The sequence below is a fragment of the Stenotrophomonas sp. Steno-C15 genome (genome assembly GCF_056393265.1).
This window is the reverse complement of sequence record NZ_JBWJPF010000013.1, coordinates 92,913-114,735: the sequence shown is the minus strand read 5'-3', so window position 1 is coordinate 114,735 and position 21,823 is coordinate 92,913. Positions and strand designations below refer to the sequence as shown.

At 69.3% G+C, this 21,823-nt stretch carries 20 protein-coding genes; 8 read left to right on the top strand and 12 right to left on the bottom strand.

Annotation, left to right across the window (positions count from 1 at the left end; all coding sequences use genetic code 11):
* Nucleotides 1-967: DNA topoisomerase IB (locus AC06FB_RS11875; RefSeq protein WP_478053725.1), on the top strand; the 967-nt coding region annotated here is incomplete at its 5' end.
* On the opposite strand, the gene AC06FB_RS11870 is transcribed toward AC06FB_RS11875, so the two are convergent.
* Nucleotides 945-1,253 carry a hypothetical protein gene (locus AC06FB_RS11870; protein ID WP_128987665.1) on the bottom strand — a complete coding sequence of 103 codons (309 nt, stop codon included), beginning with the start codon at nucleotides 1,251-1,253 and terminating at the stop codon, nucleotides 945-947. The two genes, AC06FB_RS11875 and AC06FB_RS11870, sit on opposite strands and share 23 nt — an antisense overlap.
* Before the next feature lie 151 nt (nucleotides 1,254-1,404).
* Between AC06FB_RS11870 and AC06FB_RS11865 the strand changes: the two genes are divergently transcribed.
* Both AC06FB_RS11865 and AC06FB_RS11860 read left to right on the top strand, forming a co-directional pair.
* Complete coding sequence (locus tag AC06FB_RS11865) at nucleotides 1,405-1,638, top strand: hypothetical protein (protein WP_053516095.1); 234 nt, start codon at nucleotides 1,405-1,407, stop codon at nucleotides 1,636-1,638.
* Nucleotides 1,639-1,672: 34 nt separating this feature from the next.
* On the top strand, nucleotides 1,673-2,788 hold the full coding sequence (locus tag AC06FB_RS11860; RefSeq protein WP_111187066.1) for an SDR family oxidoreductase: 1,116 nt from the start codon (nucleotides 1,673-1,675) through the stop codon (nucleotides 2,786-2,788).
* Here the strand turns inward: AC06FB_RS11860 and AC06FB_RS11855 are convergent.
* Nucleotides 2,745-3,842, bottom strand: a complete 1,098-nt coding sequence (locus tag AC06FB_RS11855) for a serine hydrolase domain-containing protein (protein WP_478053726.1) — start codon at nucleotides 3,840-3,842, stop codon at nucleotides 2,745-2,747. The two genes, AC06FB_RS11860 and AC06FB_RS11855, sit on opposite strands and share 44 nt — an antisense overlap.
* A 256-nt stretch (nucleotides 3,843-4,098) precedes the next feature.
* On the opposite strand from AC06FB_RS11855, the gene AC06FB_RS11850 reads away from it, so the two are divergent.
* Nucleotides 4,099-4,725, top strand: coding sequence for a hypothetical protein (locus tag AC06FB_RS11850; protein ID WP_478053724.1), 627 nt, complete (start codon nucleotides 4,099-4,101; stop codon nucleotides 4,723-4,725).
* A 9-nt stretch (nucleotides 4,726-4,734) separates the two neighbouring features.
* Here the strand turns inward: AC06FB_RS11850 and AC06FB_RS11845 are convergent, their stop codons facing one another.
* Both AC06FB_RS11845 and AC06FB_RS11840 read right to left on the bottom strand, forming a co-directional pair.
* Complete coding sequence (locus tag AC06FB_RS11845; protein WP_128987667.1) at nucleotides 4,735-5,187, bottom strand: hypothetical protein; 453 nt, start codon at nucleotides 5,185-5,187, stop codon at nucleotides 4,735-4,737.
* 2 nt (nucleotides 5,188-5,189) lie between these two features.
* A complete protein-coding gene (locus tag AC06FB_RS11840) occupies nucleotides 5,190-5,621 on the bottom strand; it encodes a Rap1a/Tai family immunity protein (RefSeq protein ID WP_478053723.1) in 432 nt (143 codons plus the stop codon).
* A 169-nt stretch (nucleotides 5,622-5,790) separates the two neighbouring features.
* Between AC06FB_RS11840 and AC06FB_RS11835 the strand changes: the two genes are divergently transcribed.
* The 3 genes from AC06FB_RS11835 to AC06FB_RS11825 all read left to right on the top strand — a co-directional run bounded on the left by AC06FB_RS11835 (nucleotide 5,791) and on the right by AC06FB_RS11825 (nucleotide 8,781).
* Nucleotides 5,791-6,192 carry a hypothetical protein gene (locus tag AC06FB_RS11835; protein ID WP_478053722.1) on the top strand — a complete coding sequence of 134 codons (402 nt, stop codon included), beginning with the start codon at nucleotides 5,791-5,793 and terminating at the stop codon, nucleotides 6,190-6,192.
* Between the two features lie 225 nt (nucleotides 6,193-6,417).
* Nucleotides 6,418-6,804, top strand: coding sequence for a BlaI/MecI/CopY family transcriptional regulator (locus AC06FB_RS11830; protein WP_053515971.1), 387 nt, complete (start codon nucleotides 6,418-6,420; stop codon nucleotides 6,802-6,804).
* Between the two features lie 3 nt (nucleotides 6,805-6,807).
* Nucleotides 6,808-8,781, top strand: a complete 1,974-nt coding sequence (locus AC06FB_RS11825; protein WP_262218854.1) for a M56 family metallopeptidase — start codon at nucleotides 6,808-6,810, stop codon at nucleotides 8,779-8,781.
* A 37-nt stretch (nucleotides 8,782-8,818) separates the two neighbouring features.
* On the opposite strand, the gene AC06FB_RS11820 is transcribed toward AC06FB_RS11825, so the two are convergent.
* From AC06FB_RS11820 to AC06FB_RS11805, 4 genes are all read right to left on the bottom strand, one after another.
* Complete coding sequence (locus tag AC06FB_RS11820) at nucleotides 8,819-9,154, bottom strand: I78 family peptidase inhibitor (protein WP_065182092.1); 336 nt, start codon at nucleotides 9,152-9,154, stop codon at nucleotides 8,819-8,821.
* Nucleotides 9,155-9,171: 17 nt separating this feature from the next.
* A complete protein-coding gene (locus tag AC06FB_RS11815; RefSeq protein ID WP_478053721.1) occupies nucleotides 9,172-11,301 on the bottom strand; it encodes a DUF4132 domain-containing protein in 2,130 nt (709 codons plus the stop codon).
* A 132-nt stretch (nucleotides 11,302-11,433) separates the two neighbouring features.
* Nucleotides 11,434-12,474 (bottom strand): ribonuclease H-like domain-containing protein, encoded by a 1,041-nt coding sequence (locus tag AC06FB_RS11810; RefSeq protein WP_065174118.1) that lies wholly within the window; start codon nucleotides 12,472-12,474, stop codon nucleotides 11,434-11,436.
* Nucleotides 12,471-14,960, bottom strand: coding sequence for a DEAD/DEAH box helicase (locus AC06FB_RS11805; protein ID WP_460256163.1), 2,490 nt, complete (start codon nucleotides 14,958-14,960; stop codon nucleotides 12,471-12,473). Before AC06FB_RS11805 ends, AC06FB_RS11810 begins: the two co-directional genes overlap by 4 nt.
* A gap of 280 nt (nucleotides 14,961-15,240) precedes the next feature.
* On the opposite strand from AC06FB_RS11805, the gene AC06FB_RS11800 reads away from it, so the two are divergent.
* Nucleotides 15,241-15,783, top strand: a complete 543-nt coding sequence (locus AC06FB_RS11800) for a hypothetical protein (protein ID WP_197572009.1) — start codon at nucleotides 15,241-15,243, stop codon at nucleotides 15,781-15,783.
* Nucleotides 15,784-15,801: 18 nt separating this feature from the next.
* Here AC06FB_RS11800 and AC06FB_RS11795 read toward each other — a convergent pair whose 3' ends face one another.
* From AC06FB_RS11795 to AC06FB_RS11780, 4 genes are read right to left on the bottom strand one after another with little or no spacing between them, the layout of a single operon-like run.
* A complete protein-coding gene (locus AC06FB_RS11795) occupies nucleotides 15,802-17,631 on the bottom strand; it encodes a hypothetical protein (RefSeq protein WP_065182087.1) in 1,830 nt (609 codons plus the stop codon).
* Complete coding sequence (locus tag AC06FB_RS11790) at nucleotides 17,628-19,808, bottom strand: hypothetical protein (RefSeq protein WP_478053720.1); 2,181 nt, start codon at nucleotides 19,806-19,808, stop codon at nucleotides 17,628-17,630. Before AC06FB_RS11790 ends, AC06FB_RS11795 begins: the two co-directional genes overlap by 4 nt.
* On the bottom strand, nucleotides 19,805-20,932 hold the full coding sequence (locus tag AC06FB_RS11785; RefSeq protein WP_478053719.1) for a BatA domain-containing protein: 1,128 nt from the start codon (nucleotides 20,930-20,932) through the stop codon (nucleotides 19,805-19,807). Before AC06FB_RS11785 ends, AC06FB_RS11790 begins: the two co-directional genes overlap by 4 nt.
* Nucleotides 20,929-21,822 (bottom strand): DUF58 domain-containing protein, encoded by an 894-nt coding sequence (locus tag AC06FB_RS11780; RefSeq protein WP_478053718.1) that lies wholly within the window; start codon nucleotides 21,820-21,822, stop codon nucleotides 20,929-20,931. The genes AC06FB_RS11785 and AC06FB_RS11780 overlap by 4 nt, the downstream gene beginning before the upstream one ends.
* Nucleotide 21,823: the final 1 nt, after the last annotated feature.

The window sequence follows — 21,823 nt, the reverse complement described above, 5'->3', positions numbered from 1 at the left end:
GCGTGCAGGCAAAGGCTTCCGTTACCGTGATGCTGACGGCCACGCAGTGCGCGATGCGGCCACGCTGCGGCGTATCCGCGCATTGGCCATTCCCCCGGCTTACACCGCGGTATGGATCTGTGCGCATGCCAACGGCCACCTGCAGGCGACCGGCCGCGATGCGCGTGGCCGCAAGCAGTACCGGTATCACGCTGACTGGGCGAAGGTGCGCGATGCCGGCAAGTTCGATCGGATCATTGCGTTCGGCGAGGCACTGCCCACGCTGCGGCGGCGGCTGGCACGCGACCTGCGGCAGTCCGGATTTCCGCGGACCAAGGTGCTGGCCGTGGTGGTGGCGCTGCTGGCCGATACGCTGGTACGGATCGGCAATGAGACCTATGCCCGCGAGAACCGCTCGTTCGGGCTGACCACCCTGCGCAACCGCCACCTCGAGCTGCTTCGCGGCGGGCGGGTACGCATGCGGTTCCGGGGCAAGTCCGGCCAATTGCAGGAGGTGACGGTGGGTGACCGCCGCCTGGGCCAGATGGTGCGACGGTTGCAGCAGCTGCCGGGGCAGTCGTTGTTCCAGTACCGCGACGATGATGGCCAGGTGCAGCCGGTCGATTCCGGCGCAGTGAACGAGTACCTGCGCGATGTGATGGGTGAGGACTTCACCGCCAAGGATTTCCGTACCTGGGGCGGCACGGTGGCGGCAGTGCAGGCACTGGCTGCCACCGCGCTGCCCGAGCCCGCCAGCCAGCGCGCACTGGCCGCAGCACAGCGCGAGGTGGTCTGCCAGGTTGCCGCGCGTCTGGGCAACACCCCTGCGGTGTGCCGCAGGGCATATATCGATCCCTGTGTGTTCGCCGGCTGGGAGCGTGGCGAACTCACCGCGCTGGCGGGCCTGCGCGGCCCGCGGCAGTGGGAACAGGCCACGTTGCGTGTACTGCGGCGGGCACGCCGGCTCAGCCGCAGTAGATCGCGGTGATGTTGTTGGTGCGTCCCTTCTCGATGGTCAGGCGATCACCGCCTTCGCTGGCGGGCGGAACACGCGGACCGTCGTGGCGCAGCACCTGCACGTGCAGGCTGTCGCTGTCCACGCGTGCACGTTCAACGGTGGCCGCCGACGCTGCCAGGCCGACGGCGCCGCGGACCATGTCGCTGTGACACTGGCCGGAAATCACGCCGTCGATCGGTTGAACCTGTGCGATTGGCGTGCTGCTGCATGCGGCGACGGCAAAGGTCAGTGCGGCTACGCTGAATGCGCGGATCATGATCCTGCTCCATGGTGATGAGGACGCCAGCGTGCCGCGCGCGGCGTGGTGGCGGCATGAACGGCGTGCACATGCGGGACACGGTGCATTCACTGTCGCCGACAGCGGCGATGGCCACACTGCATGTACTGGCACGCCACGGAGGTATGACATGGCCACCTGTGATGTATGCGGCAACGACTACGACAAGAGTTTCACCCTGCAGCAGGGCGGGCGCAGCGGCACGTTCGACTCGTTCGAATGCGCGATCCACGCCTTCGCGCCACGCTGTGCGCACTGCAACTGCACCGTGATCGGCCACGGCGTCGAAGGCAACGGGCAGATCTTCTGCTGTGCGCACTGCGCTGGCCATGCCGGCGTGCAGGGCGTTGCCGATCGCGCCTGAGCCCACCCCATTCCCCACACCTGAAGGAGACCGCATGGCTACGAGCAAGAAGGTTCCCGCCCGCCGCAAGGCGTCGCCCAAAGTACGCAAGGGTACGAAGGCAGCTGCCGAGGGCAGCGCCGCAGCAGCGGCCGAACGCCCCCGCGTGGTGAAGACGGCAACCCGCAAGGCCGCCGCCGGTGATCCACGTGCCGCCCGGGTTGCGGCCCGCCAGCGACGCCTGCAGGACCAGGAAAAGGCCAAGGATGCGCGTGCGGCGAAGAAGGCGACCAGGAAGAAGGCAACCCAGGCGGGCACGCGACGCCAGCCGGAGACCCTGCCTGCCCAGCACCTGGCCAAGCCGGGACATGAGCACGAACTGAACCTGGCCCCGCGCTTCCTGGCACCGGACTACGTCGGCAGCGGCAAGCTGCAGGGCATGCGCGCGATCGTCACCGGCGGCGATTCCGGGATCGGACGCGCCGTCGCTGTCCTGTTCGCGCGCGAGGGGGCGGACGTGGCGGTGCTGCACCTTGATGAGGCCGAGGATGCCGAGATCACCCGCCAGCATGTGGAGAGCGAGGGCGGACGCTGCGTGGTGATTGCGGGCGACGTGCGCGATCCGCGTTTCTGCAACAAGGCGGTGAAGCAGGTCGCCAAGGCCTTCGGGGGCGTCGACATCCTGGTCAACAACGCCGCGTTCCAGCTGCACTGCGAGCGCCTGGAGGACCTGGAGGACGAGCATCTGCAGGAGACGCTGCAGACCAATATCGGCGGCTACGTGCAGATGGCACGGGCCGTGCTGCCACACCTGGGCGAGGGCGCCAGCATCATCAACACGGGCTCGGAAACCGGCCTCTTCGGCAGCAAGGCGCTGATCGACTATTCGGCAACCAAGGGAGCGATCCACGCTTTCACCAAAGCCTTGGCCAGCCAGCTGCTGCCGCGTGGCATCCGGGTCAACTGCGTGGCCCCCGGCCCGGTGTGGACGCCGCTCAATCCTGCGGACAAGCAGGCCCCCGACGTGGCCGAGTTCGGCAAGGACAGTGACATGGGGCGCCCGGCACAGCCGGAGGAGCTGTCTCCGGCCTATGTGTTCCTGGCGTCACCGGCCTGTGCCAGCTACATCAGCGGGGTGATCCTGCCGGTGATGGGCGGCCCGCGGGGCTGACCGGGGGCGCATACAGATCGGCGATGCGCGGAATGAAGCGCTGCGGGTTGGCGCCGACCAGGTTGGTGAGCACCACCACGGCGATGCCGCGGTCAGGGTAGACGATGAAGGCCGAGCGCGCGCCACCGATGCCGGCGACCTGGCGGTCCGGCGCGCCCTGCAGTACCGGCCAGCCGGCAGACCACGGGCCCGCCCTGCCATCGGCCAGCGGCTCGGCGGTCCACATCCGTGTGCGCCCGTCCTCGTGCAGCAGTCGCCCGTCCAGCAGTGCGACCAGCCAGCGCGCGGTGTCATCGGCGGTGGTAAGGATGCCGCCGCCGGACCACAGGCTGGGCGGCACGTCGTAGAACCAGTGCGACAGCCGGGGCGGCGTATCGGCGGCTTCGGTCGCGCGCGGGGCCAGGCTGTACATCGTGGCGGCGTCTGGGATCAGGTCGTAACTGTCGCCGAAGGTGGTGCGTTCCATGCCAGCGGCGCCGAACTGCCGGCTGGCCAGGAAGCGGTCGTAGGGCATGCCCGACTGCCGCGCGATGATCCGCGCCAGGAGCAGATAGTTGGTCTGGTTGTAGGCGAAACGTTGGCCAGGTGCTGCATCCATCGGCTGTGCGGTCACGGCCTGCCAGGCCTGTGCCTCGGTGCCTCCGCCCAGCAGCCCGCGCGCGTCAAGGATGTCCGGCAGGCCGGAGGTGTGGGCCAGCAGCTGACGTACGCGCACGGTCTGCCAGGCGGCCGGAAGTGCATCCAGATAGCGCGACAGCGGTGCATCCAGATCCAGCCGGCCCTGCTGTGCCAGCTGTGCGGCGGCGACGCCGGTAAAGGCCTTGGTGGCGGAGTTCAACGGGAATCGCGTGCTGCGTGTGGCGGGCGCGCCGTTTTCCACGTTGGCCAGGCCGAACGCTTCGGACAGCACGACCTGGCCGTCCTTGACCACTGCGATCTGCAGGCCTGGAATGCGCTCGTCCTGCAATGTCTGGCGGATCAGGCGGCGAGCCTGTTCGTTCGCCGGCTCCGGGCTGGCTGACGCCGGCGAGAGGGGCAGAGCAGCAAGCAGCAGGAGCAGAAGGGGAAGCGATGGGCGGAACATGGGTTATTCCCGGCGGGATGTGCGGATGGGATGCAGCAGGCAGCAGGAGGGTTTAGATGCTGCCGTTGCGACTTTCCGGGAGGGAGGACATTCCAACGGGGCCGGCAGGCCACCCTGACTGCGTTGATGCCGATACTGACAGCGAACGGAGGATGCCTGCTGCCGGACTTGCTACAGTCCGTCCGCTGCACGCAACGCAGACCCATGCCCAGGAGGAAGGGCGGCGATGTCCGAACCGTACTCGGCTTTTCTCAGATTGAGGATTTCACGCGCAGATCTTGCGCGGTGGCTTGCGGCAGCACCGCCGGACGTGTCCCGCTGGTCGGACTGGCGCTCGATCGGCGGGCAGTGGAGTCTTCCCGGAGGCGGGGATCTTTCCGACCCGGATGCGCCGGGTCTGCAGACGCTCATTTCAGACTGCAACGCGATGTTGGCGCGTCATCGGGACAACCACGCGGCACTGGAGTTCGTGCTGGGATCGGCAGAGGCGGAGAACATCAGGATTGCGGCCTATGACCATCAGGGAAGACACTTCGTTGCCGGGTCGTTGACCTATTCGGAGAGTCTCTACGACATCCTGTTCTTTCTGGCCCTGGGGCGCAGCGCAGCCGAGTTCCTGGCCACGGACGATGCCGGCCTGGTCGTTGTCCACGACTATCTGTGGGGCGAGGACGGCGAACGGAGAACGGTCGCCGCGCTTGGCCTCGCTGGAAACGGATACTCCGCATTCCTGGGGCCCGACGCCTCCGCTGCCGCCGCCCGCGAGTTCGACGAACGGGTCGAGGCGATGCTGGATGGACAGGACGATCCGGACTTCTTCCCACGCGATCAGCTGCAGGATCTGCGGGACTGATCCCGCGCATCAGCTATTGTTGAAGGGCACATAGGGTGTAAACGGCCTGGAAGGATCGAAGTCCTTCTGGCCAGGGTACAGAAGGCAATAGAGCCTGCCTTCATGCACGACTGCCAACGGGTAACAGGCATCCTGCCTGCTCATTCCGCCTGCGCCGCATTCCTGGAGGCCTTCCAGCACCTCCATGGCGGTGCACTTTCCGGCCTTGCAGTCATGTTCCCGGATCGCGCTGAAGCCCTTTGAATAGAAGATCCTCGGTGCCCGATAGCCCTGCAGCGGTTGCAGGTGCTTGGCCAGGGCGGCGTAGGCCCTGTCCACTTCCTCCCGCTCACCCAGGTTGAACGTGGAAGGCGAGTCCGATGTGAACCTGAACTTCGCAGGATCCGTCTCGCACTCCCACGCATGTGAGGCGGGAATGTGCAGTACAAGCAATGCGAACGCACTGATCAAGGATCGGGGCATCATCACTCCTGGGCAGGTCTGCTGTTGCTCGATGGAGCCGCATGGGAACACGGGAAAGAGTGAACCAGCGCTTCCCGAGTCAGCGTCGATGCGTCTTCCTCGAGGCGGGCGCGCGGAAGCGCCTTCAGGTGGCTGTACACGCGATCCACAAGCTCATGGGGCAGGACCGTGGCTCGTCCACACCATTGCCCGGCGCTGCTGTCGGCGACTGCCGCGATGTAATCCTGGGCCCAGGACACCGCGCGAGCGCGGCACAGTGCGTCGCTGCACTCACGCCCCTCCTCGTTGCCTGTGATTCGCTCCAGCAGTGCGCGGCCACTGGAAAGTGCATTGCCTGCGTCTGCAGCATGCGCGGGCAGAGCGGCGGACAGGCACGCCGCAAGGAAGGAGGCTGTTGAAGGCCGCCGTAGCCAGCGGCCAACCGGAGTACGCATGCATGCGATTCCTGAAGATGGAGAAGAGAAGGCTCGTCGCCAGCGCCAACTCTATCGGATCGGCAAGTGGAGGAAGCGTTTCCGGGCGTACGATAAGTCATGCTGTCACATGTGCCTGTCGTCCCGCTGGCTCGCAGCGGCATGCTTTAGCTGATTTTGGGGAATGACAATGGATCTGGAAGTTCTGGAGAAGTGGTGTCAGGACGGGATTGCAATGTTGTCGTCTCCGGGTGATGTTCCTCATGTTGTTGAGTTGCGGAGGAAGACGGTTGCGCATTTTTCGCGCAGTCCGAAGCTTTACGAGTTGGCAAAGGATATTGCTGAGGGCCTGAACGATCTTCCTGAGAGTTCGAGGCGGGCTGCGAAGGACTACCTGATCTCCACTTATGGTTTCAGTTTTGAGTTTTTTGTGGATAGGAAGTTGGCCAAGGTTCGCGAAATTCTGAAGCGTGGAAAAATCAGAAGCGCGGCGGAGTTTCGTGCGTTGTCCGATTTTGCAGCGGATGTGGAGGTCGAGGAGGGGCTCGCTCGAGATGCAGAGCTACTTCTTGCGAGCTATTCCAAGGCCTGAAATATGCTGAGCCTGGGCCTTGATGCTCGGCACAAGTCATATTTGCAGGGTGGGATCGACCAATGACTCAGTGCTCGCCTCGCCGGTTCCCAGCCCAGCAGCTGCCGCGTCGGCTGCATACGCTGCGCTTGCCCCCTACCGTTCGTCGGCCCATGACTTCCGGGGGGTTGACTACAGGTGTCGTCACGCCGACAGTGACGACACGTGTAGTCAAGGGAGCCTGTCATGCGCGGCAAAACCATCGGGGACCAGGAGCTGGCCCTGCTGCAGTACATCGATGAACATGCGCCGGCCAGTGTCGGCGAGGTCGCCAGCGGCTATGGCGAGGCGCGCGGGCTGGCCCGTTCCACCGTGCTGACGATGATGGAGCGGCTGCGCACCAAGGGGTACCTGCAGCGCCGGCAGCACGAAGGCCTGTACCGCTACCAGGCCACGCGTGGCCCTGACAGCGTGCTGCAGGGCGCGGTGGCCCAGTTCGTCGACAACACCCTGCAGGGCTCGGTGTCGCCGTTCGTGGCCTATCTTTCGCAGCGCCAGCAGGTCAGCGACAACGAGCTGGCCGAGCTGGAAGCGCTGGTCGCCCAACTCCAATCGCGTCGCCACGAGGGCTGAGTCATGGACACCACGATGCTGATCCCGATGCTGGAACGGCTGGGCTGGACCAGCCTGCAGACCGTGCTGCTGGTGGCGCTGGTGTATGCCGTGTGCCGGCTGATGCCGTCGCTGTCGGCCGCCACGCGTTGCCGGTTGTGGTGGCTGGTTTCGTTGCAGGCCGTGCTCGGCCTGGTGTGGAGCCAGCCGGTGCAGCTGCCCTGGTTGCCCGCGTCGCCGTCGGTGGCGATGACCGCTACCGATATCGCCGCCGATGTGGTCTATCCGCTGTCTGCGGAAGGCTCCGCGCAGCTGCTGGCCACGATGCCGGCAGAGGTCGTGGCGACGCCCGCAACAGCGTGGTGGGCGCTTGCACTGGCCGCGCTGTGGGCCTCCGGTGTCCTGCTGATGGCCTGGCGCACCCTGGCGGAGTGGCGGCGTTGCCGCGCGCTGCTGGCCGCCGCGTATCCCTGCGAGGACGCGGCGCTGGTGCAGGCGCTGCACCTGGCCGCCGACGCGCATGGACTTCGCCGCCCGCCGCGCCTGTGGATGAGCGCACAGATCGATGCGCCGCAGCTGGTCGGGCCGCTGCGCCCGGTGCTGCTGCTGCCGGCCGGCGCCACTGCACTGCAGGGCGACGCGCTGGACCTGGCATTGACCCATGAACTGCAGCACCTGCAGCGCCGTGACCTGCAGTGGGGATTGTTGCCGGCACTGGCGCAGCACCTGTTCTTCTTCCACCCGCTGCTGCGGCTGTCTGTGCGTGAGTACGCCCAGGCCCGGGAAGAAGCGGTGGATGAGGCGGTGGTGGGCCAGCATGGGGCCAGTCGCCACGCGTACGGGCGTCTGCTGCTGCAGCTGGGCGTTGCACCGCAGCCGCACCTGGGGGTGGCCAGTGCCGCGCCGGACACGACCAGCCTCAAGCGCCGGCTGCTTTCGCTGCAGCCGCGCAAAGCCTGCCCGCGCGTGCTCGCGGTTGCCCTGACGGCCGTGGTGCTGGTGGTGGGTGTGGCACCCATGCGACTGGTCGCAGCGCCGGTGCCGCCGGCGCCTCCCGCACCGCCGGCGGCCCCGAAGCCCCTGTCGCCGCCGCCGGCTCCGAAGGCACCGCCGGCGCCGGCAGCGTCGGCGCGCCTGCCGGCCGTGCCGGTTCCCCCCGCGCCGCCGGCTGACGCGACCGGGCCGGACGATGTGACCGGACCCGATGATGCCGATGTGGGGGCCTTCGACGATGCGACCGACGTGGACGAGGACCATGACGGCATGACCTCTACCGGCACCTCCATCACCACCTACGGGACGTTGGATCTGGGCGAGTCGCCGCGCCAGGCCTATGTGCTGGTGGATGGGGATTCGACCTTCGCCAATGGCGGCATCGATGACGTGGCGCAGGCCCGCAGGCAGCTCGGCAAGGGACCGGCACTGTGGTTCCGCCAGGGTGACAAGCGCTACGTGGTGCGTGATCCGATGCTGGTGCAGTCACTGCAACGTGCCTATGCCGGCGCGGCGGAACTGGGCCGTCAGCAGGGCGAACTGGGACGCCAGCAGAGCGTGCTGGGTCGCCAGCAGGGCGAGCTCGGCCGCCGGCAGGGCGAACTGGGCCGGTTGCAGAGCGAACATGCACGCCAGATCGCGCAGGATGCGATGCGCACTGCGCGCAGTGCGATGGCTGCCCATGACATCAATCGTGAAGCGGCGGCCGAAGCGGCCAGGGCCGCGCGTGACTCGGTCGACGATGCAGCGCTCGCGCGGCAGGCCGCCGCTGAAGCGCGGCGCGCCCTTCAGGCTGCTCGTGATGACGAACGCCAGTCGGGGCGGAGCAGCGAGATGGGTCGGCTGGCCGGAGAGCAGGCCGCGCTGGCCAGCCGCCAGGCGGCGCTGGGCAGCCAGCAGGCCGCGCTCGGCGAACGCCAGGCACGCCTGCACGAGCAGGCCTCGCGACAGGCGCAGCAGGTGATCGCCCGTGCGCTGGCCAATGGCAAGGCGCAGCAGCTGTGAAGCGGCGGTAACGCCGGGCCAGCCCGGCGTTAGCGGCTCAACCGCAGTTGGCGCGCACGATCCGGTTCTGCGCGTCGACCTCGATGGTGACCCGGTCCTCGCGGAAATCCATGGTCACGGCCATGCCGGGCTTCACCACCCGCGCCGTGCGTGCACCACTGGCTTGAACCACCTGCTTCACCGTGGCCTCGTCGGCGGTCCTGCCTGCCAGCCCCTCCAGCTTTTCCGGGTTGCATCGCTGCGGGCTTCCTGCGACATGCGGAGGCCGGGGTGCAGGATCGCTGCTGCTGCCACTGCCTGCACTGCCGCCCGCATGGCTGCAGGCGGCCAGCGGCAGGGTACAACCGAGCATCAACCAGAGACTGGAACGCATCGCGGATTCTCCACGCATCAGGAGCCGACAGTCTCATCGATCGGGGCTTCAGGGGGCGTCAATACCCGTTCGGCGAGCTGTTCGATGCGGCCCAGCAGCTGCGCCAGCACGGCGTCATCGTAAGGCAGCCAGCGGCGTGGCCGCGCCGGCAGGTCCGGCAGGGCCAGCGTCTGCCCGGCAAGGCTGGCGCGGGCGGTGGCCAGGTGCAGCCTGTAGTGGCCGACCTGCACATGGCGGCGCTGGAAGGTCATCAGGTCACGCTGCGGATGAGCGGCCAGCAGATGCTCCAGGGTTCGCCCGCGCAAGCGGACCATGCGGGCCGGCGGCAGTGGCATGCCCTCGCCACCGCATGCGCAGGTACTGGCCAGCAGGTCGAGTTCGCGCAGCAGTTCGGACGCCACCACTCCGGGCAGCTCGCGCGCCTGCACCGGTTGCCACGCGTCGCGATGCTGCCGCTGGAACTGGACGCGGCCGCTGCGGATCTCACCGGCAAGGCCATGCGACAGCGGTGCTGACAGCTGCCAGCCGATCCGCCACGGGCCTTTGGCCAACATCAGCTGGCCGCTGTCATCGCCGTGCCAGCCTTGCCGACGGGCCAGCCCGGCCAAGGTCGCCACCGACAGCGTCAGCCCATTGAATGCAGCGGTATCGGCGGGTTCGCCGCGGGCGTCCAGATAGTGTTCGCGGAACACCTGGCGAAGCGGTTGCCGGCAGCGCTGCTCGATCAGCCGCGCGCGCCAGGCGGCGCGCAGATGGGGTTGGCTGCGGGCGGGATGCCACAGGCGCAGGCGGTTGCGGCCCTGCAACGCGACCACGATGCCATGCGCATCGGCGAACGCCTCTGCGCCGTCCACCGGCATCGCATCGATCCAGTGCCCGCGCGCATCGGCGAGCTGCCAGACCAGGCCCTGCAGCAGGGTGGCCAATGCCGGTTGCTGGCACGCGTCGCGCCAGTCCTGCAGTGCCCACTCGCCGCCCAGCACGAACGTGGCCTCCAGGGCACGGGCCAGGCTGGCCAGTGAGCGCCTGCCGGCGGCAATGACCGGCAGGCGCAGCAGCAGTTGCGGGCGCTGTGCGAGGCGGCGTTCGGCGGCGGCCAGATGGCGGTCCAGCTTCCGCGCGATGCCGGCATGGCGCACCTGCGACCGCGCCAGCGCCAGCGCGGCGATGGCCTCAGGGGTGGGCATCGCATTGACCGCCTTGGCCAACGCCACAGCCACCGATTGCGAGGGCAGGGTCCGGGCGGCGATCGGGGCAACGCACACCGGTGGCAGCACCTGCGCCAGCAAGGGCCGCAGCCAGGGCGCATCGCATTCCAGTGCCGCGCGCGTGGCACGCCAGAGCACACCGGCTTCGGCGATGCTGAAGGCACGGTCAGCGATGTAGGGCGCCTGGCCACCGTGGATCGCCTGCAGGCGCTGCGCTGCCTGCTGCAATGCGTGCTCGGCGAACTGCAGGTAGGTGTCGTGTTCGCTCAGTGGCTGCAGATCGGCGGGTGCCGGATCGATGTCGGACTCGGTGGGGTACAGCTCGGCGATGCGGGCATGGCGCAACAGGTCCTGCAACGGCCAGTGCGCCACCAGGCGCAGCTCATCACGCAGCAGCGGGTGCGCGCTGCAGCCGTCCAGCAGCGAGGCCAGCGTTCCGCTGCCGTCGGCACCGGCACAGCGCGCCAACGCCAGCAGCGACAGTGCATCGCTGCCGGCTTCGACGCTTGCCCCGGCGTGCAGGCCGCAGTGCTGCAGCAATGCCAGCGCGGGCGCCTGCAGCCGCTCGTGGCCGGGCTCGGTGCAGCGCGCAAGCAGGGCCACGCCGTCGACCGGACGAAGCGCGCCCGACCGTGTACCGGTGCTGCGCCGGGACAAGCGCAGCAGTGCAGCGGCGCAGATCGCAACGGTAAGACGGGGCTGCCGCTGCGCGTCGGCGTCGAGAATGCGGTGCGCCCACTGGCGCGCGCTATCGGTGAGCGGCAGGCCGTCGCACCCCAGAGCCATCGGCAGCAGGCTGGCCAGTTGCCCGTCATCCAGCCGGGCCAGCAGCGCCGCCTGGTCCTCGCCATGGAATGCGGCCAGCGTGCTGGACGCCTCCGTGCCGGCCAGCAGGGCAGCAAGGGAGCGCAGCTGGGAGCCCGGGACCTGGGTGCTCATGGAACCTCCGTGTCGTGAGCCGCGCCAGTCTCCGGCGGGGCCGCCTGGGGGTCCAGCGGCAGGGCATCATTCTGCCAACCCCATCGCATTCAGTCATAAAGTGACACCGTCCGCGAACGCGCAGGACCCGGCTCAGGCCATGCCGGGCGGCGCCTGCAGGGCGAGCAGTTCGCGCTCCTGTGCTTCCTCGCGGACCAGCCGCTGCAGCAGCAGGGCCAGGGTCACCACGTCCTGGTGATTGTGATCGGCCACCCGGCGCAGGTTCACCGCGTCGCCGCCGCGCAGGAACCGCAGCCACGCGCCCGGTGCCTCCGATCCCGGCAGATCGTCTTCGCGGATCACGCGCAGCAGCTGGCGCTCGATGGTGGACAGCCTGCAGTTCTCCCAGGTGCCGCGATAGCGGCGGCGGGTCGGATACAGCAGGTCGACATGATCCAGGGCACTGATCGGGTCGCGTTGGCGCGCCAGCCGGTAGCGCGCCTTCAGCAGGGGCGCATCGTAGCTGCGGCCGTTGTAGCTGCAGAACACCGTGGAGGGCTGCAGCCAGCCGGCGAAGGTGGCCAGCATCGCCTCTTCGGCGGCCATCGTCGATATCAGCAACTGGCGGATGCGCAGGCCTTCGCCGCGCTGCGGGCAGGTGTACCAGTCGGCAGCACCGATCATGAAGGCGCGGGTACCGGTGCCGCCGGCCAGCCCGGTGGTCTCGGTATCGAAGAACAGCAGGTCGTGCGCGGCCACGTGCTCGTTCTCGCGCCGGGCGAACGCCAGCGACAGGGGAACCTTCGGAACCGGCTGCGGCTGCAGGGATTCGATCAGGAACAGGCCTGGCGCGATCTCCTCGCCGGGCAGCCGCCGGTCCTGTGCGGTCGCGTGCAGGGGCGCTGCGCTGCCGCGTGTGCGCAATCCCAGCAGGCGATGCAGGCTGCCGACGTGGGGCTGCCGCAACGGTGGCGTGGTGGGGGCGGGTGTCATGACGGCCGGGCCGGTCGGCTTGTGGCGGATCTCCTGTTCAACCCAGGCGAATACCGAGCGTTCGGCCGGTGGCTGCCGTGCATCATTGGCCGCTGCCGGGACGACCGCTGCGGGCGCCGCCGCCGTGACAGCCGGCGGCCCGGCCTTCGGGTCGCCCGCCTGCTTCCGCAGCAGACGCAGCTTGTCCAGGCTCAGGCTCACGGTGCCAGCAGCTCCACGGCGCCACGGGCGGCGGGCACCACATCGGGCAGGTGCTGGCAGGCGTCGGCATCGAACAGGTCCAGCACACGCAATGCCAGTGCGCGCGGCGAGGTCTCGTCCTCCTCCTGCGCCGCCAGTACCGGGCCGACGCAGGCCGGACAGCCCGCCGTGCAGTCGCAGCGCTGCACGAGTTCGCGCGCGCGCTGCACCAGCTCCGCCTGGCGCTGCCACAGGGGTTCGCTCAGGCCGACGCCGCCCGGGAAGTTGTCGTACAGGTACACGGTCGGCACGAACACCTGCAGCAGCTCGACCGCGCCCGGATCGCCATCGCTGCCGCGCAGCTGGCCGCGGCCGCTCTGGTCGGCGACCGCGAACCATGCACCGTCGCCATTGCCGACCGACTTCTGCAGATCGCGTGCGTCGGCCATCACCGCCACCGTAGCGACGATGTGCAGCGCGTAGGCGGCACCCAGGAAGCCATCCAGCGCGTCCTGCCGGCTGGCGAACGCACGCAGCAGCAGCGCCTGCGGGAGCTGCCACCACACTGCGGTGGTGTGCAGTTCCTGGTCGGGCAGGTTGACCGGGCCGTAGCCGATGTTCTCGTGGGTGTAGTACCGGATCTTCTTGTAGCCGGCCACGCGGCGCACCACGTGCACCTCGCCGTGGTGCGAATCGCCGCGCCCGGCCACGCCGCCGTCGAAACGATCCAGCACCTTGAGCTTGGTGAAGTCGATGCTGTCGGTGTAGTAGTCCACGTGGGTGCGGGTGACGTAGGCCTTGCGCCCCTCCCAGTCCAGCGTCTCCACCTGGTACGGCGTGGACTGCACCATGTGGATGGCGCCCTCGTACAGGGTCAGCGCGGCGGCGGAGTAATCGACCTCGGCGATGATCTGCTGGCGGCCGTCGCTGCGGTCGACCACCACGAAGTTGCCGTCGGCCACCGCGCGCAGGCTCACCGCGTTGGCCGGATAACTGTCGGCGATCCACTCCCAGCGCTCGCCTTCGCGATGGACCACGTCGGTCTCGGCCAGGGCTTCCAGGAACACCTCCGGATCGATCGGGCCGAAGCCATCGCCGACCCGGAACGGCAGCTCGAATGCCGCGCAGCGGATGTGGTCGAACAGGATCAGTGGCTGGTCCGGGGCGATGCGCGCATGTTCGGGCGAGGCTTCGGCGAAGAAGTCCGGATGGCGTACCACGTACTGGTCCAGTGGCTGCGAACTGGCCACCATCACGCCCAGCGCGGGCTGCTGGCGGCGTCCGGCGCGGCCGAAACGCTGCCAGGTGGCGGCCACGCTGCCCGGATAGCCGTTGAGGATCACCACGTCCAGGCTGCCGATATCCACGCCCAGCTCCAGCGCCGAGGTGCTGACGATGCCATCGATGCTGCCCGCGCGCATGGCGCGTTCGGTCTCGCGACGCTCGGTGGGCAGGTAACCGCCGCGATAGGCGCGGATGCGCGGTGGCTTGCGCGGATCGTGGTCGAAGATGTCCTTCAGGTACTTGGTGAGGACTTCGACCATCAGCCGCGTCTGCGCGAACACCAGGGTCTTGAGGCCGGACTTGATCGCGATGCGGGCGATGCGGTTGCTCTGCGAACGCGCCGATGCACGCAGGCCCAGGTCCGGGTTGATGACCGGCGGGTTCCACAACAGCACCTGCTTCGGTCCGCTGGGCGCACCGGACTCGGTGATGGCGGTGACCGGTGCTTCGATCAGGGCCTCGGCATGTGCCTGCGGATTGCCGATGGTGGCCGAGCACAGGATGAACTGGGGTTGCACGCCATAGAACGCACAGATGCGCTTGAGCCGGCGCAGTACGTTGGTGACATGGCTGCCGAACACGCCGCGGTAGGTATGCACTTCGTCGATGACGATGTAGCGCAGGTTCTCGAAGAACTGCGCCCACTTGGTGTGATGCGGCAGGATCGCCTGGTGCAGCATGTCGGGATTGGATACCACGATGTCGCCATGCAGGCGGATCGCCTGCCGCGCGTCCCCGGGCGTGTCGCCATCGAAGGTGAACGCCTTCACCCCGAGATCGCCGGCGCGGTTGAGCTCCAGCAGTTCGGCCACCTGGTCCTGCGCCAGCGCCTTGGTGGGGAACAGGTACAGCGCCTTGGCGTTGTCCTGCATGGCCGCACTGACCACCGGCAGGGTGTAGCACAGCGACTTGCCGCTGGCGGTCGGGGTGACGATGGCCACATGCTCGCCGCGCTGGCTGGCCTCCCAGGCCTCGGCCTGGTGGCTGTACAGCTGTTCGATGCCACGTGCCTTCAATGCGGCGGCAAGGGCCGGCGGTACCGATTCCGGAATGGGCGCATATCGGCCCTCGCGGCCGGGGATGGCAAAGCTGCCGGTGATGCGGTCGTGGTAGCGGCGCTGCAGGCGCGCGCTGAGCAGGGCACCGTCGCGGGCGGGCAGACCGTCGCGGGTCGCGAGTTGCTGCTCCGCGTCGGCGGTGCGCTTGGCGAGTTCGTAGGCCATGGGTGCACGGATTCCAGGGGGGCACATGGCACCACAGATGGGTCTCAGGATGTGAGACCCCGCAGCGGGACGGAGTGAACCGTTCAGTGCGAGGGCGGCAGCCGGACGTCGAATCCAGTGAAACGCCTGCCGCGTGCGCCGGAACAACGGGCTGGCCCGCCTCGAACAAATGACAGGTGCACCTCGCGGGCGCGGACGTGCAGTCCACTTCAGCGCGGGCTGAACAGCGCGCGCCGTTCCAACGAAATCTGAAGCCGCCATCCGTATCCTCAGGCGAAGGATGCAACCAACAGGGGCGGTAGGGGTGGCACGACGAGCAACGCAGGGAGCACTTCTGGCCGGCCTGGTGCTGGCCGGTACCGCGCAGGCGCAGCAGGCGCCATCACCCGTATCGGTGGTGCCCGAACCCGGGCAGACCGTCGCCGCACCGCCGGAGCCTGTCGTGACCCCCGAAGGCACGCCCGCGCAGGGCAACGTCACCACCCTCGGCGAAGTGCGCGCGCTGAAGCCTGAAGACGATCAGCCACTGGATCTGTACCGCTTCAGGAACCCGGTGAAGATCGAGAACAACCGCTTCAGCCGCAACTGGAGTGAACCGCCGACGCCCGAGCAGGTGAGCATGGCCGGCGGCTACGTGATGATGGGCGTGGTCAAGGGCTTGCTGGCGGCGGGCAAGGGCTTGAACAAGATCACCGGGGGGCCGGATCAGATCCAGTCCGCCATCGCACGGCCACCGCCGGAACTGAGCGCGGAACAGCAGCGTCGCGCGCTGCAGTTCTGTGCGCAGCAGGAGGGTTGCGGTGGTGCACCGCCGCTGAAGTGAGCGAAGGATGGGGGGAAGCTATGCCGTACGGGCAACGCCGGGCGGCCGCCGTTCCAGCCACCACAGCAGCGACGCACACAGCACGAAGGCCAGCCACCATGGCCAGCGTGATCCCGGCACGGGCTGTGTCGCCTGTGCCTTGACCGGTGCGGAGGTGGCCAGGGCCTGCGCCGTCGCATCGATCATTCCCTGCCGGTGCAGCGCCGCTGCATCCGTCCTGTCGAACACATAGCGCCAGTAGGAGCGTTCGCCCTGCTGCAACCGGTGCCAACCGGCCTCGCGTGGCCACCAGCCGGCACAGCGTGCGCTGCCGGTACCGCCGTCCACGATCAGCGCCACCGACGCGCCCTGTGCATCGAACACCTGCAACGGCGCCTGCACATCGCACAGGGCCTGTCGTTCCCCGGCCCACGCAATCGGCTGCGGCGACCACGGCGCGGTGCTGCCGCCCTGCGCGCGCGCCAGGGTGCCGACCACATCGCTCCACAGCTCGCCATGGCGATCGTCGCGGCCGGCCAGCACCCAGCGCCACGTGTCGGTCAGCGGCAGCAGGCCGATGCGGCCCTTGCCGGCATCGCGCCAGCCTCCGATGGCAGCGCCACTGCGGTCGTGCAGCAGTGCGGTGGTGGCAGGCACCTGCAGCGCAAGCTGTTCCAAGGTGGGCAGCGCGGCGGCATGCGAATCACGATCAGCCTCTTCGCCATCGCGGGTGGGCAGCGTGCCGGACGCCAGCGGACCGCGTCGGGCTGCCAGCATCGCGCTGTCACCATCGCCGGGCAGCGTGACGCTGCGGCTGGCGCCATCGCCCTGCACGGGCAGGCCGAGCTCACGCAGGCGTTGCCGCGCTCCGGCCGATGGCACGCCGGCACTGCGGACCAGCACACCCAGGCCCTCGTGCATGGCCTGGCGCACCGCTGCGAGCTGGCCACTCCCCAGCGTGGCCAGGCTGCGCTCGTCCAGCAGCAGCAGGTCGGTGCGCGCCAATGATGCCGCGTCCAGACCGACCTGACCTTCGCTGATGCTGAGGCCGGCGCCCGTGTCGGCCTGCATCTGCACGTCGATGCCGGCATCGGTGGCCCAGCGTCGCAGGTATTTCAGTTCGGGTCCCGGCGTGCCGGCGCGGATCTGCAGGCGGACCCGCGTGGCCGGCAGGGTCTGCTGGGGTACGGGAACGGTATCGACGACATGGCCTTCGCCATCCAGCAGGCGCAGGCGGAACACGCTGCGGCCTTCGGCACGGGCCACGCCACTCAGTCGTACCCGTCCGTCCTCGGTCAGCGGGGCGCGGTCGATCACCGTGTCAGCCGGGTCCAGCAGCTCAGCCTGTGCGCGGGGGACGCCGCGGGCCTGCGCCTGCACGTCGAAGCGCGCGCCAGGGGCGACATCCGCGGGCAGCTGCAGCGCGGTCCAGCCGCGAGGGGCGGGCGGTGCCTGCCAATGGACCTGCGCGGGCAGCGTGGCGTCGCGGTCGCGTGCCTCCAGGCCGGCGCCGACCAGGGTCAGCCGCGTCGAGGGATGCTGGCGCAGCGCGGTCGCCAGGTCCGGCACACGCGTCGCGCCCGGCACCTGGGCGGCTTCGGGCAACAGGATGAGCGGTCCCTCGCTTGCCGGCTGCGCGCTGGCCCTTCCGGCATCGGCACCCAGCACCACCAGGCCCGCAGCGGGCTGCTGCCGTGCGGGCGGCAGCAGGCATGCGTACAGCAGTGCAGCGGCGATGACCTGCAGGCCGAGCACGGCCAACAGCGGGCCACGCGGTCGCGCCGGTGCGCGCAGCTGGCGCGCGCTGGCGACGAACACGATCAGCACCAGGACAAGCGCGACCCACAGAGCCGGTGCCGACAGGTTCATGGCTGCGCCTCCAGTGCATCCAGGTATCGCTGCCCCATCGCATCGGCCGTGCTGCGACGTGTGGCCTGCGGCACGGGGCGCTGCAGCGCCCTCCACAGCTGTGCCCGCAGGCGCTGCCGGCAGTTGGCACAGCCCGGCTCGATGCGCAGCTGTTCGATGGCGGCCGCCAGGTCGAGCGCGTCGGGCAGGTAGGTCGCATTGCGCTGCTGCCAGTCCGCCAGCGCGTCCAGATCCGGCGTGCCGTCGCCGTCCCCCAGTCGTTGCCAGGCCTCGACGATGGCGGGGTCCGGTGCCGTGCGTGCCGTCAGTGGCAGCTGTCGGCTGGCCAGCCCGGCGCGGTCACCGCCCAGGCGCCGGCCCTCATCGATGGGCGGCAGTTCCGGGCCGACGCGGGCCAGGTAGATGCGTTCGGCCTGCTGGACCTGCTTGATGAATCCCAGTGCCTTGTAGGCGTACGGCAGCGCCTGCTCCGGGCGTCCCTGGCGCAGCTCGCCTTCGGAGGCCCACATCTGGTCGAGTGCCGCCTTCAACGTCGCGCGGGTCTGCGGATCGAGCAGGGTCGCCGCCTCGGCGTGGTCGTGCGTGTGGCCATACTCGGTCAGCACGTCCGTGGCGCTGCCGAACACCGGTGGCGTATCGGCGTTGCCTGCGTTGCCGCCGTGGTCGTGGCCATGCGCATCGTGGTCGCCGGCCTGCGGCTGCGCCGCGTGGTCGTGATCATGGTCGTGATCGCCGTCGTGGTCGTCTGCGGTGGGGATGTCACTGGTGGGCAGGTCGCTGGTCGGCGGTGGCTTCGGCGCGCCTTCGCTCTCTTCGCCAAGGAACTGGCCGTAGCGCAGGCGCAGGATGCGCTGGTCGACGCCGATGGCGTCGCTGCGCTTGACGAAGTCATCGGCGGCCAGGCTGCGCCGCTGGCGGATCAGCGCCTCCGCATCGAGGATGATCTGCCGTTGGCTGCGGAAGTAGGCCGGCAGGGTCTTCTTGATGCGGCCTTCCAGCTCAGCGCCCAGCACCGCCTCGCTGCTGGGCAGGCGCAGGATCACGCTGCTGCTGCGGCCGGTCTGGGGCGTCGGGGCATGGTTGTCGCGCACTTCCAGCTGCGCGATCACATCGTTGCCGGGCTGCGCTCCCAGTGCACCCAGATCCAGCGTGTGAGCGAACCGTCGCGCCGTTGCTTCGCCACTGCCGGTGAGCGTCACGCTGCGCTGGACGAAGGTGATGTTCTCGCCGCTGCCCTGGGTGAGGGTGATCGACAGGCGGGCCTGCGTGGCCACGCCGTGATCGTCGCTGGCCTCGAAGCGCAGTGCCCACTGGCGCTGCCCGGGCGTGCCCAGTACCAGGCTGGCAGCGGGCTCCAGCACGCGTACGGTCGGGGCGCGGTCCGCCACCACGTCCAGGCGGTACAGGCGTGTCGTGGCCAGTGCCGGTTCGCTGACCACGCGGTACAGCACCGGTGCACGGGCCACATCCTGCGCCTGCCAGTGGCCGTCGCGCTCGTTCAGCGGTACGCGCCGGCCATCGTGGAACTGCAGCCATGCGCTGCGGGGCGCACGATCGAAGCGCAGCGACCAGGACAGGCGGCTGTCGGCGGCGACCTTGGCATCGAGTGCGTTCTGGTTACGGGGTGGTTGACCCGTATAGGCCGGAGCCTCGATGCGCAGGCGGGTGGACTGCAGCTGCAACGGGCCCGCAACTGCCGGGGCAGCGGGGCGCGACGAGGACACGCCCGGCATGGGCGGACCGGACCGTGGCCAGCCCAACGCAAGCAGTGCGACGGCGATCCCTCCGACCCAGCACAGCAGCAACGCGCCGCGCGGCCAGCGCGGACGCAGTTCCGGCATGGCGCGTTCGAGCGCGGCCTGCACATGGTCGCGCTGGCGCTGCTGCAGCGGATTGAGTGTGGCAGGATCGGCGAACAGCAGGTCGGCGCTGTCTTCGCTGGCCCCGCTGCCGTCAAGCCGGCGCTGCACCCAGTGGCGGTCCAGGCGGCGGGCACGGACCGTGGCCAGCACTGTGCAGGCGAGCAGAGTGGCGGTAGCAACGATGCAGGCGATATCGAAACCGCCCAGGCGCAGTGCAAGTGTGGTCGTGGCCAGCGCCCACGGCAGTCCCAGCAGCAGAGTGATGGCGCCGCTGCGGCGCCGTGCGCGCTGCCAGGCGCGTTGCAGCATCGTCATGCGGGCAGCCTCCGCCGCGCGTTGCTGGCCATCCAGCGCTCCAGTGCGAACAACAGCACGATGGCCAGCAGCAGCCAGGCGGTGGGCTCACGCACGGCAGGCGTGGCAGCCGGCAGGGCGACCTGGCGCGGTGCGTGATCCTGCGCATCACCTGAGCGCGGCGGTGGCGCGGGTTGCAACGCCTGCAGCAGGGTGTGCGGCAGGCGGGCATCGCGCAGCGCGGCATTGCCTGCGGCATTCCATTCGCCGGGCAGGAACAGCAGGCGGCCGTGGCCAACGCGCTGCTGCCACAGCAGCGTCGCGCCTTCGGCGTCGCGCAGCAGCGGGCGTGCATCCGCTGCCGGCCGGGCGGCGGTCAGCACGCTGCCACCGTCCTGCAGCCATGCCTGCCAGTGAGCGGGCAGCGCATCGGCGCGGCTCCAGACACCGACTTCACCCGAAGCGGGCAGCGCATCCGCAGGCAAGGCGGGCGCGGGTGATCGGGTGCCCCATGCGCGCTGCAGCGCAGCCAGCCAGCGCTGTGCTGCGGCCGGGGCATCAGCGTGCATGCGCAGTTGCGGCAGCGGGGTGGGCGCGGCCGTTGCAGCGGTCGCACGGGGATGTGTCTGCCATTGCACCGCCCGCGAGAGCTGCAGGCGCATGCCGTCGAGGCCGGGCAGCGGATCGGGCACGTGCACGGTCAGCGCGGTGCCGGTCGGCAGCTTCGCATCCAGTTCGCGCAGCAGGCTGGGCAGGGCCACATCCGTGGCCGGTGGTGGCTGGTCGATGGTGGGGAATCCGGGCGCAAGCCAGCGCCAGTTGTCGCCGTCGGCAGGAGCGCCGGCATGCAGCGCGGTCGCATCCAGACCGGGTGCGACGACCGTCCATGCGCCGGTAGCCGGCGCCGGTCCGGTCAATGCCGGCCGCGCCAGCAGCACGGCCAGCGCGGCAAGCAGCAGCAACCGCACCAGCAGCAGCGGCCAGTCATCGAAGCGGACGCGCTGGCGCGGGCGGATCCGTGCACGCAGCCAGCGCAGCGCAGCGAAGTCCAACGGCGTGTAGGGATGGCGACGCGCGAGATGGATCAGCAGCGGCAGCAGCCACGCCGCCAGTGCGGCCAGCCCGAGCGGAAACAGCAGGCTCACGCGCCGCCCCTGCGGCCGAACAGCGCCTGCAGCGGCTGGTCCACCGGTTGATCGAGCCAGCCGGTGGCACTGGCGATGCCACTGGCCTGCAGCCGCAGGTGCAGTGCCGTGTGTGCAGCAGTGAAACGCTGCAGGTAGTCGGCGCGGATCGCCGCGCCATCGCCGAGCAGTTCCTCGCCGGTTTCAGGGTCACGGAACCGGTGGCCGGCATCGAACGGGAAGTCGCGCTCGTCAGCGGTCAGCACCTGCAGCAGCAGTACCTCGCGGCGTGCACTGGCCAGCTGCTCCAGTAGCACGATGCCGGCGTCATCAAAGCCATCGCCGATGGCCAGCAGCAGGTCGCCCGGGCGAACGCGCTCCCACAGCGGGCGCAGCGTTTCACGGGCGGGCCAGCCGCCTCGTGGCTGCAGGGCATGCAGTTGCAGGTGCACGCGGTCGCGCTGGCGTGCGCCCTGCGCTGCGGGCACCAGCTGCAGGCCGTCGCCGGTGATGGTCAGCAGGCCGAAATGATCGCCCTGCTGCAGTGCCAGCTCGCTGACACAGGCGGCCAGCATGCGCATGTGATCCAGGCGGCTGCGTGCCGGCGCGGTGCGATCGGACTGGCCGGCCGATGCGGTGGCATCGAGCAGCAGCCATACCGTGATCGGGCTTTCGCGCTCCGACTCGCGCACGAAGAAGCGGTCCGAGCGCGCGTACAGTTTCCAGTCGATCTGGCGCAGTTCATCGCCGGGTTCGTAGGCGCGGTACTGGGCGAATTCCAGGCCGGCGCCACGACTGCGGCTCGCGTGCTGGCCGATGCCGCTCGCGCCGCTGGCCAGACGTGGCCGCAACCGCAGCGCGCGCAGGCGCGCTCGCAGTTCGGGAGGCAGGACCAGCGTGCCAGCACTCACG

What these genes read in the sequence shown, in the direction of transcription:
- AC06FB_RS11865 (WP_053516095.1), top strand. Translation starts at nt 1,405, where the DNA reads ATGGCCACCTGTGATGTATGCGGCAACGACTACGACAAGAGTTTCACC.
- AC06FB_RS11820 (WP_065182092.1), bottom strand. Translation starts at nt 9,154, where the DNA reads ATGCGTTCCAGTCTCTGGTTGATGCTCGGTTGTACCCTGCCGCTGGCC.
- AC06FB_RS11860 (WP_111187066.1), top strand. Translation starts at nt 1,673, where the DNA reads ATGGCTACGAGCAAGAAGGTTCCCGCCCGCCGCAAGGCGTCGCCCAAA.
- AC06FB_RS11790 (WP_478053720.1), bottom strand. Translation starts at nt 19,808, where the DNA reads ATGACGATGCTGCAACGCGCCTGGCAGCGCGCACGGCGCCGCAGCGGC.
- AC06FB_RS11800 (WP_197572009.1), top strand. Translation starts at nt 15,241, where the DNA reads ATGCAACCAACAGGGGCGGTAGGGGTGGCACGACGAGCAACGCAGGGA.
- AC06FB_RS11815 (WP_478053721.1), bottom strand. Translation starts at nt 11,301, where the DNA reads ATGAGCACCCAGGTCCCGGGCTCCCAGCTGCGCTCCCTTGCTGCCCTG.
- AC06FB_RS11850 (WP_478053724.1), top strand. Translation starts at nt 4,099, where the DNA reads ATGTCCGAACCGTACTCGGCTTTTCTCAGATTGAGGATTTCACGCGCA.
- AC06FB_RS11825 (WP_262218854.1), top strand. Translation starts at nt 6,808, where the DNA reads ATGGACACCACGATGCTGATCCCGATGCTGGAACGGCTGGGCTGGACC.
- AC06FB_RS11845 (WP_128987667.1), bottom strand. Translation starts at nt 5,187, where the DNA reads ATGCCCCGATCCTTGATCAGTGCGTTCGCATTGCTTGTACTGCACATT.
- AC06FB_RS11805 (WP_460256163.1), bottom strand. Translation starts at nt 14,960, where the DNA reads ATGGCCTACGAACTCGCCAAGCGCACCGCCGACGCGGAGCAGCAACTC.
- AC06FB_RS11795 (WP_065182087.1), bottom strand. Translation starts at nt 17,631, where the DNA reads ATGAACCTGTCGGCACCGGCTCTGTGGGTCGCGCTTGTCCTGGTGCTG.
- AC06FB_RS11830 (WP_053515971.1), top strand. Translation starts at nt 6,418, where the DNA reads ATGCGCGGCAAAACCATCGGGGACCAGGAGCTGGCCCTGCTGCAGTAC.
- AC06FB_RS11835 (WP_478053722.1), top strand. Translation starts at nt 5,791, where the DNA reads ATGGATCTGGAAGTTCTGGAGAAGTGGTGTCAGGACGGGATTGCAATG.
- AC06FB_RS11840 (WP_478053723.1), bottom strand. Translation starts at nt 5,621, where the DNA reads ATGCGTACTCCGGTTGGCCGCTGGCTACGGCGGCCTTCAACAGCCTCC.
- AC06FB_RS11870 (WP_128987665.1), bottom strand. Translation starts at nt 1,253, where the DNA reads ATGATCCGCGCATTCAGCGTAGCCGCACTGACCTTTGCCGTCGCCGCA.